The sequence below is a fragment of the Morganella morganii genome (genome assembly GCF_041099235.1).
Classification (GTDB): domain Bacteria; phylum Pseudomonadota; class Gammaproteobacteria; order Enterobacterales; family Enterobacteriaceae; genus Morganella; species Morganella morganii_E.
This window is the reverse complement of the sequence record NZ_JBFZSO010000002.1, coordinates 303,264-315,563: the sequence shown is the minus strand read 5'-3', so window position 1 is coordinate 315,563 and position 12,300 is coordinate 303,264. Positions and strand designations below refer to the sequence as shown.

General features: G+C 55.5%; 12 protein-coding genes. 2 read left to right on the top strand and 10 right to left on the bottom strand.

The annotated features are described in order from the left end of the window. Positions 1-15 precede the first annotated feature (15 nt). From kdpC to AB7038_RS04825, 5 genes are all read right to left on the bottom strand, one after another. Positions 16-606: a potassium-transporting ATPase subunit KdpC gene (gene kdpC / locus AB7038_RS04845; protein ID WP_072869228.1), complete on the bottom strand. Its 591-nt coding sequence runs from the start codon at positions 604-606 to the stop codon at positions 16-18. A gap of 9 nt (positions 607-615) precedes the next feature. After that, a complete protein-coding gene (kdpB, locus tag AB7038_RS04840; RefSeq protein WP_369452855.1) occupies positions 616-2,664 on the bottom strand; it encodes a potassium-transporting ATPase subunit KdpB in 2,049 nt (682 codons plus the stop codon). A gap of 16 nt (positions 2,665-2,680) precedes the next feature. Then, positions 2,681-4,363: a potassium-transporting ATPase subunit KdpA gene (gene kdpA, locus AB7038_RS04835; RefSeq protein WP_368889449.1), complete on the bottom strand. Its 1,683-nt coding sequence runs from the start codon at positions 4,361-4,363 to the stop codon at positions 2,681-2,683. Beyond that, positions 4,363-4,452, bottom strand: a complete 90-nt coding sequence (gene kdpF, locus AB7038_RS04830; RefSeq protein ID WP_015422983.1) for a K(+)-transporting ATPase subunit F — start codon at positions 4,450-4,452, stop codon at positions 4,363-4,365. The genes kdpA and kdpF overlap by 1 nt, the downstream gene beginning before the upstream one ends. Positions 4,453-4,582: 130 nt before the next feature. Further along, positions 4,583-5,053 carry a GNAT family N-acetyltransferase gene (locus AB7038_RS04825; protein WP_368889450.1) on the bottom strand — a complete coding sequence of 157 codons (471 nt, stop codon included), beginning with the start codon at positions 5,051-5,053 and terminating at the stop codon, positions 4,583-4,585. 259 nt (positions 5,054-5,312) lie between these two features. On the opposite strand from AB7038_RS04825, the gene AB7038_RS04820 reads away from it, so the two are divergent. Further along, complete coding sequence (locus AB7038_RS04820; RefSeq protein WP_369452854.1) at positions 5,313-6,176, top strand: tetratricopeptide repeat protein; 864 nt, start codon at positions 5,313-5,315, stop codon at positions 6,174-6,176. On the opposite strand, the gene livF is transcribed toward AB7038_RS04820, so the two are convergent. The 5 genes from livF to AB7038_RS04795 are packed head-to-tail and all read right to left on the bottom strand — an operon-like array spanning position 6,161 to position 10,995. Further along, complete coding sequence (livF, locus tag AB7038_RS04815) at positions 6,161-6,862, bottom strand: high-affinity branched-chain amino acid ABC transporter ATP-binding protein LivF (protein ID WP_072869219.1); 702 nt, start codon at positions 6,860-6,862, stop codon at positions 6,161-6,163. The genes AB7038_RS04820 and livF overlap by 16 nt on opposite strands. Continuing rightward, a complete protein-coding gene (livG, locus tag AB7038_RS04810) occupies positions 6,862-7,632 on the bottom strand; it encodes a high-affinity branched-chain amino acid ABC transporter ATP-binding protein LivG (RefSeq protein WP_072869217.1) in 771 nt (256 codons plus the stop codon). Before livG ends, livF begins: the two co-directional genes overlap by 1 nt. Next, the gene (locus AB7038_RS04805) at positions 7,629-8,912 is read right to left on the bottom strand and encodes a high-affinity branched-chain amino acid ABC transporter permease LivM (protein WP_368889453.1); all 1,284 of its coding nucleotides are present in this window, start codon (positions 8,910-8,912) and stop codon (positions 7,629-7,631) included. The genes livG and AB7038_RS04805 overlap by 4 nt, the downstream gene beginning before the upstream one ends. Beyond that, positions 8,909-9,835: a high-affinity branched-chain amino acid ABC transporter permease LivH gene (livH, locus tag AB7038_RS04800; protein ID WP_004236259.1), complete on the bottom strand. Its 927-nt coding sequence runs from the start codon at positions 9,833-9,835 to the stop codon at positions 8,909-8,911. Before livH ends, AB7038_RS04805 begins: the two co-directional genes overlap by 4 nt. A 47-nt stretch (positions 9,836-9,882) precedes the next feature. Then, entirely contained in the window at positions 9,883-10,995 is a 1,113-nt protein-coding gene (locus tag AB7038_RS04795) for a branched-chain amino acid ABC transporter substrate-binding protein (RefSeq protein WP_072869212.1), read from the bottom strand. Between the two features lie 434 nt (positions 10,996-11,429). On the opposite strand from AB7038_RS04795, the gene AB7038_RS04790 reads away from it, so the two are divergent. Continuing rightward, positions 11,430-12,260, top strand: a complete 831-nt coding sequence (locus tag AB7038_RS04790; RefSeq protein WP_369452853.1) for a hypothetical protein — start codon at positions 11,430-11,432, stop codon at positions 12,258-12,260. The last annotated feature ends 40 nt before the right edge of the window (positions 12,261-12,300 follow it).

The window sequence follows — 12,300 nt, the reverse complement described above, 5'->3', positions numbered from 1 at the left end:
AATGCTGTCCTTCCGTTAGTTCAGGCTGGTTTTGTCCGCCGCATGTGCATCCAGCGCCAGGTTCAGTGCCAGCACATTCACGACCGGCATACCGGTAAACGCAGGCACCGGGGTAGTGATATGTTCGCGGATCAGTTTCTCCACCTCCGCCGGTGTCATATTACGCGCTTTGGCAACACGTGGTGCCTGCCAGTAAGCGGCCTCCGGGGAGATATCCGGATCCAGCCCGCTGGCAGAGGCGGTCACCAGGTCAACCGGCACCGGACGGGACGCGTCCGGGTTTTCCGCCCTTAATGCCTCTGCCCGCTGCGCCACCCGCTGTAACAGTTCCGGGTTGCCGGTGCTCAGGTTGCTGCCGCCGGAGCTCAGTGCATTATACGGATGCTCCGCCGTTTCTGACGGACGTCCGTGAAAATAACCGGGCTGTGTGAACTGCTGGCCGATCAGCGCCGAGCCTTTGACTTCGTTATTCACTTCAATCAGTGAGCCGTTGGCCTGACGGGCAAACCACCACTCCCCGAGTGAGGTGGTCAGCAGAGGATAAAATACCCCTGTTACCAGTGCCAGAACCAGAAATATTATGATTGCGGGACGTATCTGACTCATTGTTTATCCTTATACTAACCCTGTCAGGGTCAGTAACATATCTATCAATTTTATACCGATAAACGGCACAACCAGGCCACCCAGTCCGTAGATCCACAGATTACGGCGTAACATCTGCGCGGCACTCAGGGCGTGATACGGTACCCCTTTCAGCGCCAGCGGGATCAGAAAGACAATAATCAGGGCGTTGAAGATAACCGCACTTAACATGGCCGAATCCGGTGAGTGCAGGCGCATGATATTAAGCGCATCCAGCTGCGGATAGGTCACGGCAAACGCCGCCGGGATAATCGCGAAATATTTGGCGATATCATTGGAGATACTGAATGTGGTCAGCGAACCGCGTGTCATCAGCATCTGTTTACCGATATGCACCACCTCAATCAGTTTGGTCGGGTTGGAGTCCAGATCGACCATATTCCCCGCCTCTTTCGCCGCCTGGGTGCCCGAGTTCATCGCCACCGCAACATCCGCCTGTGCCAGCGCCGGGGCATCATTGGTACCGTCGCCGGTCATTGCCACCAGCCGCCCTTCTTTCTGATACTGACGGATCAGCGCCAGTTTGGCTTCCGGGGTCGCTTCCGCCAGGAAATCATCCACCCCGGCTTCGGCAGCAATCGCCGCAGCGGTCAGCCGGTTATCCCCCGTGATCATCACGGTTTTGATCCCCATCTGACGCAGTTGCGCAAAGCGTTCGCGGATCCCGCCTTTCACGATATCTTTCAGGGCGATCACCCCGAGCACACGATGCTCTTCGGCCACTACCAGCGGGGTTCCGCCGCTGCGTGCTACCTCTTCCACCAGTTTGTCGACCTGTGCCGGGAAGTGACCGTGGTTGGCCTCAATATAGCGGCGGATAGCATCCACCGAGCCTTTACGGATAGTACGTCCGTCCACATTGATGCCGCTCATACGGGTCTGGGCGGTAAACGGAATAAAGGTCGCATTCAGGCTTTCCAGCTCCCGAGCCCGCAGGCTGAAGCGTTGTTTTGCCAGCACCACGATACTGCGCCCTTCCGGGGTTTCATCCGCCAGGGATGACAGCTGTGCCGCATCCGCCAGCGTTCTTTCATCCACGCCGGGTGCGGCCAGGAATGCAGAGGCCTGGCGGTTACCCAGCGTGATGGTGCCGGTTTTGTCCAGCAGCAGCACGTCCACATCCCCGGCAGCTTCCACCGCACGGCCGCTGGTGGCGATCACGTTGGCCGCCAGCATGCGGCTCATCCCTGCCACACCAATGGCGGAAAGCAGGCCGCTGATGGTGGTCGGGATCAGGCAGACCAGCAGTGCGACCATTACCGTCAGAGTGACCGGATTGCCGGTATAGGCGGTAAACGGCCAGAGTGTGGCCACTGCCAGCAGGAACACAATACTCAGCGCGGCCAGCAGGATGGTCAGAGCAATCTCGTTCGGCGTTTTGCTGCGTTTCGCGCCTTCGACCATGCTGATCATGCGGTCAAGGAAGCTGTCACCCGGGTTTGCACTGCACTCAATAATCAGCCAGTCAGACAGAATCCGGGTACCGCCGGTAACGGAAGCAAAATCGCCGCCGGATTCGCGGATCACCGGGGCGGATTCACCGGTAATGGCGCTCTCATCCACAGATGCGCCGCCTTCCAGTACGGTACCGTCACACGGGATCAGATCCCCCGCTTCCACCAGTACCAAATCCCCTTTGCGCAGGGTATCAGCAGAAACCATATCGAAACCGCTGTCGCGCTGTGCCGCATGCAGACGACGAGCGCGGCTGGTTTTTTTCATCCCTTTCAGGCTGTCGGCCTGCGCTTTGCTGCGCCCTTCCGCCAGCGCTTCGGCGAAGTTGGCAAACAGCACGGTAAACCACAGCCACAGGGCGATGGTGAGGGTAAATCCGCCGTTACCGCTGATAAATCCGCTTAACATCCCGGTGGCCAGCAGTGTGGTCAGCAGGCTGCCGCACCAGACAATAAACATCACCGGATTCTGCCACTGCACCACCGGCGAGAGCTTACGGAATGCATCCGGCAGTGCGCGGCGCACCAGTGCGGGTTCAAATAATCGCTGTGTCTGACGACTCATGGTGTTCTCCCGTCAATCACTTAAGTAAATCAAGAAATTCCGCCACCGGCCCCAGTGCCAGTGCAGGAACAAAGGTCAGTGCGCCGATCAGTAATATTGCGGCGATCAGCAGCCCGGTAAACAGCGGCCCGGTTGTCGGCAAGGTGCCTGCGCCGGCTGTCCGGATAGTTTTGCTGACCAGCGAACCTGCCAGCATCATCACCAGCGCAATCACCACGAAGCGGCCCGCGAGCATGCAGAATGCCAGCAGCAGGTTCCAGAACGGGGTGTTGGTGCTCAGCCCGGCAAAGGCACTGCCGTTATTGTTTGAAGCGGATGAGAGGGCATACAGCACTTCACTGAAGCCGTGAGCGCCCGGATTGAGCATCGCGCCGCGTCCGGCCTCTGTCATCATCGCCAGTGCCGTGCCGCCGAGAACCAGTGCCGGGGTGACCAGAATCGCCAGCGCGGTCAATTTCATCTCCCGTACCTCAATTTTTTTGCTGAGGTATTCCGGCGTGCGGCCAATCATCAGTCCGGCGATAAAAACGGCGAGGAAAACAAACAGCATCATGCCGTAGAAACCGGCGCCCACGCCGCCGAAGATCACTTCACCGATCTGCATCAGCCACAGCGGTACCAGGCCACCCAGCGGTGTCAGGGAGTCATGCATGCTGTTCACCGCGCCGCAGGAGGCGGCTGTGGTCACGGCCACAAACAGCCCGGTGGCAAGAATACCAAAGCGGCTCTCCTTCCCTTCCATATTGATCGCGCTGTCGATTCCCATACCCGCAAAGGCCGGGTTACCGTGGGTTTCGCTCCACATCACAGCAGCAGCCGCAGCAACAAACACAATCGTCATTGCAGCCAGCAGTGCACGACCCTGGCCCGGATTACCGGCGCAGCGCCCGAACGCAAAACAGAGTGCCGCCGGGATCAGGAAAATCGCCAGCATCTGCACAAAGTTGGTCAGCGCCGTCGGGTTTTCAAACGGGTGCGCCGAGTTGGCACCGAAGAAGCCGCCGCCGTTGGTACCGAGCAGTTTAATCGCTTCCTGGGAAGCCACCGGCCCCATCGGCAGCACCTGCTGCGCGCCTTCCGGCGTGATGATGGTCTGGTAGTCATGGAAGTTCTGGATCACGCCCTGCGAAATAAAGAACAGCGCAATAATTACGGAGAGCGGCAGCAGCAGCCACAGCGTGATGCGGGTCAGATCCGCCCACGCATTACCGAGTGTCTGCACAGAGCGGCGGCACAGGGCGCGGATCAGAGCAAACGCCACGGCAATGCCGGTGGCGGCGGACAGGAAGTTCTGTACGGTCAGCCCGGCCATCTGGCTGAAATAGCTGACAGTGGATTCCCCGCTGTAAGACTGCCAGTTGGTATTGGTGACAAAACTGACCGCTGTGTTCAGTGCCAGATCCCATGACATCCCCGGGAAGTGACGCGGGTTGAGCGGTAAATCTGCCTGCAGCATCAGGATCGCCGTCAGGAATATCAGTCCCAGCGCATTAAACAGCAGCAGCGCCGTCAGATATCCCTGCCAGCGCATCTCATCGCGGCCAATCCCCGCAAAGCGCCACAGCACACCTTCCACACGGCGCAAAACCGGCAGCGGTGTACCGTCAATAAAGCAGACCAGCAGGTTACTGAGCAGTTTTGCCGCAATCAGCAAAACAATCAGAAACCCGGCGATAAGTAAAAAGGCATTCGCGGCCATCAGAATTTCTCCGCATTAATCAGGGCATAAAGGAGGTATGCCAGCAGCAGTAATGTACCGGCGATGCCTGCAATAAGAGCCAGACTCATAACTTGTCCTTACATGTGTGAGGTATTCATCATTGAGTCTAGAAAAGCGGGTGCAAAGATGTCGCAAAATTCAGCGGGAAAGGTATAAAAAAAGTATAAAAATGCGGGTTTCCGTAAACCCGCCCTGTTATCACAAATCCAGATGGAAAAACTGATTATGTTCACCGGCCTGATAATCACCAAACGCCGCTCCGGGCTGAAAACCGCAGCGGCGGTACAGCGCCAGTGCCGGTTCAAAATCCGGATGGCAGCCGGTCTCCAGGCTCAGGCGGATCATGCCGCACTGCTTTGCCTGCGCAATAATATGCAGCAGCAGTAATTTACCCGCCCCTTTGCCGCGAAAATCCGGGTGAGCCCGCATCGATTTTATCTCGCCCTGTGCGGCAGAAATCTGTTTCAGCGCCCCGGCAGCCGCGATACGGTCACCGGCCCAGACACTCCAGACGCGGATGTTATCCGCCCGCAGACCGCTTTTACCGAGAGCATAAACATGTTCCTGCGGCGTATTCTGTGCCATTCCCTGTAAATGCAGGGCAATCAGTGCACCGGTTTGCGGTGAAGATAAATCATCCGCTTTTATTACAAAATCATATTCAGTCATCAGAGCCTCTTATCGCTGCAAACGGGAAAGCCCCGGCTGTCGGTTATCATCGCTGCAATAATCATTCCGCTTTTGCAGCCCGCCGGATCCGCTGGTTTCCGCTGCAAAAAATACCGTTTTGCACCATTGCAGTGCACCATCAGAGGGCATCCGCCCATAAATACGTAGTCCCCGGCTGATTTACCCGGACTTATCCGCCTTTTACACTGGTCATGTTCAGAGCGTGATATCCGCCGGAAAATCAATAACAGGATGTGTAATGAAAACCGTCATCACTACAGGACTCCTGTTTGCCGTACTGTTTACCGCCGCCCCGCTTCAGGCAAAACAGGCAGCAATACAACAGACCGAAGCCAGAGCACTGAGCGGCAATATTACCGCGCAGATAACACTGGCCGATACCTTCCGCGCAAAGCAGGATATTGTGCAGGCCAAATACTGGTACCGGAAAGCGGCGGAACAGAACAATCCTTATGCCCAGAATGAGCTGGGAAAACTGATCCTGCTCAGCGATCAGTCCGTGACATCATTACAGGAAGCCAAAGTCTGGTTTGAAAAAGCGGCGGTGCAGAAATACGCGCCGGGACAGGTGAATCTGGCCAATGTGTATCTTCATCTGGCCGATTTAAATAACCGTGACAGCAAAGAGATGGTGCTGGCACATTACTGGTTTGAACAGGCCGCCAGGCAGAATATGGCGGTTGCCCAGTATCAGCTGGGGATGATGTTTTTATATGCCGAAGGTGCGGAGCAGGATATCAGCAAAGCCAGAACCTGGTTCGAGAAAGCCGCATCACAGGGTCAGCCGGACGCGCTTTATCAGCTGGGTGTGATGTATTATCGCGGCAAAGGCTGTGAACGCGGTGATTGCGTTATTGCCCGGAATTTTTATGAGAGAGCGGCGGTACATTCACACGGCTCCGCTCTGTTTTACCTCGCGATGATGTATCTCCAGGGACACGGCGTGGCGCAGGATTACGAAAAAGGTGTGGCACTGATGAAAACCTCCTGTGATAACGGTGAGCCGGAAGCCTGCCCGTGGGTCAGAAATCTGACAGAAAATGAGGACAAATTCCGTCAGATTTTTTCCGGAAAACCGTCATCTGATCAGCCGCCCAGATAGGCACTTCTGACCGCTTCATTCACCAGCAGCGCCTGACCGGTATCCTCCAGCACGACCCGCCCGTTTTCAAGCACATAACCTCTGTCCGCCAATTTCAGCGCCTGATTGGCATTCTGTTCGACCAGGAAGATAGTCATACCCGCATCGCGCAGTTCACGGATGGTATCGAAAATCTGCATGATGATAATCGGCGCCAGCCCGAGGGACGGTTCGTCCAGCAGTAACAACTGAGGGCTGCTCATCAGCGCACGGCCGATAGCCAGCATCTGCTGCTCACCACCGGACATTGTTCCCGCCCGCTGATGGCGGCGCTCCTGAAGCCTCGGGAAAAGCTCATATACCTGAGCAATCCGTGCCTGATACTGCGTTTTGGATGCAAAAAATCCGCCCATGGCCAGATTCTCTTCCACCGTCATCCGCCCGAATACCCGCCGCCCCTCCGGTACCAGAGCAATGTCTTTACGCATGATCTGCGCCGTCGGCAGTGCCGTGATGTTCTCCCCGAGGTAACGGATCTCCCCGGTCGTCGCCCGCGGTTCCCCGCACAGTGTGCTGAGCAGTGTGGTTTTCCCCGCACCGTTCGCGCCGATCAGAGTGACAATTTCCCCTTTGTGCACCGACAGGCTGACTTCATGCAGTGCCTGAATTTTGCCGTACTGCGCGGAGACATTATTAAATTCCAGCATCAGTATGCCTCCCCCAAATACGCGCGGATCACGTCCGGATGGTTGCGGATCGCCGCCGGGGTGCCGCTTGCCAGCGGCGTTCCCTGGTTCACCACATAGATCCGGTCTGAAATTCCCATCACCAGTTTCATATCATGTTCGATCAGCAGGACAGACACGCCGTGCTCCGTCCGCAGTTCCGCGATCAGTGCATCCAGATCGTCCGTTTCTTTCGGGTTCAGCCCGGCCGCCGGTTCATCCAGCATCAGAATATCCGGCCGGGTCACCATACAGCGGGCGATTTCCAGCCGCCGCTGCTGACCATACGCCAGGTTACCTGCCTGCCGGTTTGCCAGTGCCGTCAGCCCGATTCTGTCCAGCCACATCACTGCACGTTCCGTGGCTTCACGCTGATCACGGCGGAATGAGGGCAGTGTCAGCAGCCCGGCGAGTAATCCGCTTTTATGATGCTGATGCTGCGCCACCAGCAGGTTTTCAATCACCGTCATTTCCCGGAATAAACGCACATGCTGGAAGGTGCGGATCATGCCGAGCCGGGCGATTGCCTGTCCGGATAATCCCTGCACCGGTTTTCCGCGCAGCAGGATCTGCCCGTCTGCCGGTTTGTAGAAGCCGGTCAGGCAGTTGAAGATCGTGGTTTTTCCCGCGCCGTTGGGACCGATCAGAGAGACTATCTCGCCCCGGTTCAGCTCCAGCGACACATTGTTTACCGCCAGCAAGCCACCGAAACGCATGGTCAGGCCGGAGACCTGCAATAAGGTATCAGTCATTGCGCACCTCCGGTTTTTTCCGTATCCGTTGTGCTGACCTTCAGGTGCGGACGCGACACCGGCAGTAATCCCTGCGGCCGCCAGACCATCATCAGCACCATCAGCGCCCCGAGCAACAGCATGCTGTAAGCGTTCAGATCACGCATCATTTCACGGGAAACCACCAGGATAACGGCTGCCAGAATCACCGAGGTTTGTGAGCCCATACCGCCCAGCACCACCACTGCCAGCACAAAAGCCGATTCTGTGAAGGTAAAGGATTCCGGGCTGATAAAACCCTGACGGGCGGCAAATAACGTACCCGCCACCCCGGCAAAGGCCGCACTGATGGTAAATGCCGTCAGTTTGATACGTGTCGGACTGAGCCCCAGCGAGCGGCAGGCGATTTCATCCTCACGCAGTGCTTCCCACGCCCGGCCCAACGGCATTCTCAGTAACCGGCTGATAATAAACAGTGTTGCCAGTACCAGCAGCAGCGCGACCAGATACAGGAAGATAATACGATCGCCCGGGTCATACGCCAGGCCGAAGAAATTATGGAAGGTATCCCAGCCGCCCTCTTTGGCGGTCCGGCTGAATTCCAGCCCGAATAAAGTCGGTTTCGGGATCTGACTGATACCGTTTGGCCCGCCGGTAAACTCCGTATTATTCAGCAGCAGAATACGGACAATTTCCCCGAAGCCGAGCGTCACAATCGCCAGATAATCCCCCCGCAGCCGCAGCACCGGGAAGCCGAGCAGCAGCCCGGACAGCGCCGCGGCAATACCGGCCAGCGGCAGGCTCTGCCAGAATCCCCAGCCGAAATAGTGGTTCATCAGCCCGTAAGTGTATGCACCGATGGCGTAGAACCCGGCGTAGCCCAGCACCAGCAGGCCGGATAACCCGACCACCACATTCAACCCGAGGCCGAGCATCACATAGATAAGGGTTAAGGTGGCGATATCCACACTGCCGCGCGACACCATAAACGGCCAGATAATGGCTGCGATAATAATCAGCCCGGCAATAATTTTCTGCGTGTTGGTGGAGCCGTCAAAACCCGGCAGGGAACAGCTGCTTTTCGGCAGGCGCGCCGTCAGTTTTTTCAGTGACGGGCGCACCAGCTGAAAGATAAAGACAATCACACAGCCGGTGCCGATCCACTCCCAGCGGACGGCATCGGCGTTACGGACTATCAGACGTGTACCGTCGAGGGACAATTGCAGCCCCATCATCACGGAGGCCAGCACAAACAGCGTTGCAGTGGCGACAATGGCGTTGATCCAGTGAGATTTTGTCATACCTTTTCAACCTCCGGACGCCCGAGGATCCCGGTCGGCATCACCAGTAACACAAGGATAAGCAAGCCGAATGAAACCACGTCTTTATATTCCGTACTGAAATAGGCGGAGGTCATGGCTTCTGATACGCCGAGGATCACCCCGCCGATCATCGCCCCCGGAATACTGCCGATCCCGCCGAGAACCGCGGCGGTAAAGGCTTTCATCCCGGCCATAAAGCCGATATACGGGTTGATCACGCCGTAAAACTGCCCCAGCAGCACCCCGGCTACCGCCGCCATCGCCGCACCGATCACAAAGGTCAGTGCAATCACACGATCGGTGTTGATCCCGAGTAAACCGGCCATTTTCAGATCTTCCGCACAGGCCCGGCAGGCGCGGCCCATCCGCGAGTAACGGATAAAAAGGGTCAGCGCCAGCATCGCCAGTACCGTCACCACCCAGATGGTGATCTGCATAGCGGAAACCGTGGCTGAGAAACCGCCGCTCTCCCCGAAGGTCCAGCGGCCGTTAATCAGCCCGGGCAGTGCAAGATCGCGGGAGCCCTGAGAAAGACTGACAAAGTTTTGCAGAAAAATGGACATCCCGATCGCCGAAATCAGGGCAATCAGCCGTTTTGAATGACGGACGGGCCGGTAGGCGACCCGTTCGATACTCCAGCCATAGGCACTGGCAATAATTATCGCTGTAATAAATGCAGCGGTAATTAACAGCCAGCCGACATCAATCCCCAACATCATCAGCCCGGCAATCACAATAAACGAGACGTAACTGCCGATCATATATACTTCGCCGTGGGCAAAGTTAATCATACCGATAATGCCGTACACCATGGTGTAACCGATGGCGATCAGGGCATAGGTGCTTCCCAGCGTTAATCCGTTCAGCAATTGCTGCGTAAAATATAATAATTGTTCTGACATAGCGCACTCCCCTGAAACACACTGCCCGCATCAGTCACCGCTGCGGATCAGTTCAGCGGTGATGAGGTTCCGTCTTTGTGCCATTCAAATACGCCGAACTCGAAACCTTTCAGATCCCCGTTTGGTGTCCAGCTCAGTTCGCCCATCACGGTGTCAACCGGCTTACCTTTCAGGTCAGCCGCCAGATCCGCCGGCTCCATGCTGCCACTGCGCTGCATAGCGGTGGTCAGAGACTGTAATGCCGCATAGGTTGTCCAGACGAACGGCCCGGTCGCATCCAGTTTTTTCGCTGCCAGCGCATCCACCACCGGTTTGTTGGCCGGAACCTGGTCATAGCGTTTCGGCAGCGTCACCAGCATGCCTTCAGATGCGTCACCGGCAATGTTGGAGAGTGAGGAGTTACCCACGCCTTCCGGTCCCATAAAGCGGATATTCAGCCCCGCCTGTTTTGCCTGGCGTAAAATCTGTCCCATTTCCGGGTAGTAACCGCCGAAATAGACAAAATCCACATTCTCTTTCTTCAGACGCGCGACCAGCGCGGAGAAATCCTTATCACCCGCCGTGACCCCTTCAAACAGCACTTCTTTCACCCCGGCTTTGTTCAGATTGTCTTTCACGGAACGCGCCAGGCCTTCACCGTACTGCTGTTTGTCATGCACCACGGCAATGCGCTGCGGTTTCACTTTTTCGAGAATATATTTTGCGGCGGTCGGGCCCTGGTCAGAATCCAGGCCGGTGGTGCGCATGATCAGGCTGTAACCGCGCGTGGTTAAATCCGCATTGGTTGCAGCCGGGGTGATCATCAGGATCCCTTCGTCCTCATAAATATCTGACGCAGGTTGTGTGGAGGAGGAGCAGAGGTGCCCGATCACATAACGCATGCCGTCATTAATCACTTTGTTGGCAACCGCCACCGCCTGTTTCGGGTCACAGGCGTCATCGTATTCGGTGATCACCAGTTTATTGCCGTTAATCCCGCCTTTGGCATTGATGTCCTCAATCGCCTGGCGGGCACCGGTAAACTCCATATCACCGTATTGTGCGACCGGTCCGGACATTGCGCCCACCACCGCGACTTTAATATCTTCAGCATACGCCGCTGCACTTAATGCACAGGATACAGCCCCGGCAATGATTGCCATTTTCATTGTTTTTTTCATCAGAACATCCCCATCGGTTAGCTTTGCAGTGACCGGACGGTCAGCATGTGCGGTATTTTTTTAAGTTCCGTTATAATGAGTCGCATTACATTAATTAATGCTTTATTTTCAGTTCATTAAACAGGATTTTTATTCTGAAAAGCAAATCAGAAAAGGAGATTATTGCATCATTAACAGGATAATATCCGGTTAAGATCGGGTGTTTTTTCGGCAAAAAACAGTGTTATAAACTGGTTAATGATTCGTTAAGGATAACTTAATGCGGAAATTCATCACCGGAAAAATAGTTTTCCCCACTATTCCGATAGCAATTATCTCTCTTTGTTATTAGATTCATCCGGCGACGTAATAACCCGGGATCTGATTCAGTTTACTGATTGATTTATCCGGATCCGGGTTTTCTGTTCACTATGACTGATGGAATGGTCCGCGACATGAATAAACTAACGGGCATGCTCCTGCTCACTTTTGCGCTGCCGCTGACCGCTGTGGCCGCCCCCCCCGGCAGCTGTGATGATGCGGCACAGGATATTAACCGGCAAAATACATTTATTATTACCGGCGCGAAATATTACGGGCCGGTAAAATCAATCACTATCACGTCTTACCGCTCGATGGGGCTTATCCTGTGGGTGAAAGAAAAACTGCACTTCGGTCCGTGCAGCGATCTGACACAATATGATTATGAATACCGGGAAATGGCGATAGAAGAAGGTCAGGTGCCGATTACGCAAACCACGCAGATCGTGCCGGAAAAACCGGATCAGGCATCTATAACTGTCAGTAACGTGCTCCCGGGTGACACTGTACTGAGCACACAGATTGATCAGCAATACACCCGCAATGCGGAAAACCGGATCGTCAGCCTGACAGAATCCTATAAAACAATACCGGACAACCAATCCTGGCAGTCAGAAACCCGCTACCGCTATCAGAATAACCGCCTGGTTTCGGAGAAAGAGACAGAGAACGGTGAAACACGGGTGACGGTTTATCATTATGACGCTGACGGGCTGCTGACTGATATTGAACAGCCGAATGTGATGACGCAGGAATATACCTATAACGAACAGAATCAGGTCGTCAGCGTCACACAAAAACTGCCGACATTCTGGGGAAAAAGCGCCTATGCCTACACCTGCTATAAATGGGATCCGTACGGAAACTGTGAATTACAGACCATGATCAAGGCTATTCAGTTAGAAGGATCCGCCGCCATTCAGAGCAGCGGGATCACGCTGGAATCCCGTTACGAATATTACTGATAAAAAAGCCGGGGCGGTGCCCCGGCTGTTATTTCTCAGT

Excerpts from the sequence above, each read along its gene's own strand:
- AB7038_RS04795 (WP_072869212.1), bottom strand. The coding sequence starts at position 10,995 with ATGAAAAAAACAATGAAAATGGCAATCATTGCCGGGGCTGTATCCTGT.
- livH (WP_004236259.1), bottom strand. The coding sequence starts at position 9,835 with ATGTCAGAACAATTATTATATTTTACGCAGCAATTGCTGAACGGATTA.
- AB7038_RS04820 (WP_369452854.1), top strand. The coding sequence starts at position 5,313 with ATGAAAACCGTCATCACTACAGGACTCCTGTTTGCCGTACTGTTTACC.
- AB7038_RS04825 (WP_368889450.1), bottom strand. The coding sequence starts at position 5,053 with ATGACTGAATATGATTTTGTAATAAAAGCGGATGATTTATCTTCACCG.
- livG (WP_072869217.1), bottom strand. The coding sequence starts at position 7,632 with ATGACTGATACCTTATTGCAGGTCTCCGGCCTGACCATGCGTTTCGGT.
- AB7038_RS04805 (WP_368889453.1), bottom strand. The coding sequence starts at position 8,912 with ATGACAAAATCTCACTGGATCAACGCCATTGTCGCCACTGCAACGCTG.
- kdpC (WP_072869228.1), bottom strand. The coding sequence starts at position 606 with ATGAGTCAGATACGTCCCGCAATCATAATATTTCTGGTTCTGGCACTG.
- kdpA (WP_368889449.1), bottom strand. The coding sequence starts at position 4,363 with ATGGCCGCGAATGCCTTTTTACTTATCGCCGGGTTTCTGATTGTTTTG.
- kdpB (WP_369452855.1), bottom strand. The coding sequence starts at position 2,664 with ATGAGTCGTCAGACACAGCGATTATTTGAACCCGCACTGGTGCGCCGC.
- kdpF (WP_015422983.1), bottom strand. The coding sequence starts at position 4,452 with ATGAGTCTGGCTCTTATTGCAGGCATCGCCGGTACATTACTGCTGCTG.
- livF (WP_072869219.1), bottom strand. The coding sequence starts at position 6,862 with ATGCTGGAATTTAATAATGTCTCCGCGCAGTACGGCAAAATTCAGGCA.
- AB7038_RS04790 (WP_369452853.1), top strand. The coding sequence starts at position 11,430 with ATGAATAAACTAACGGGCATGCTCCTGCTCACTTTTGCGCTGCCGCTG.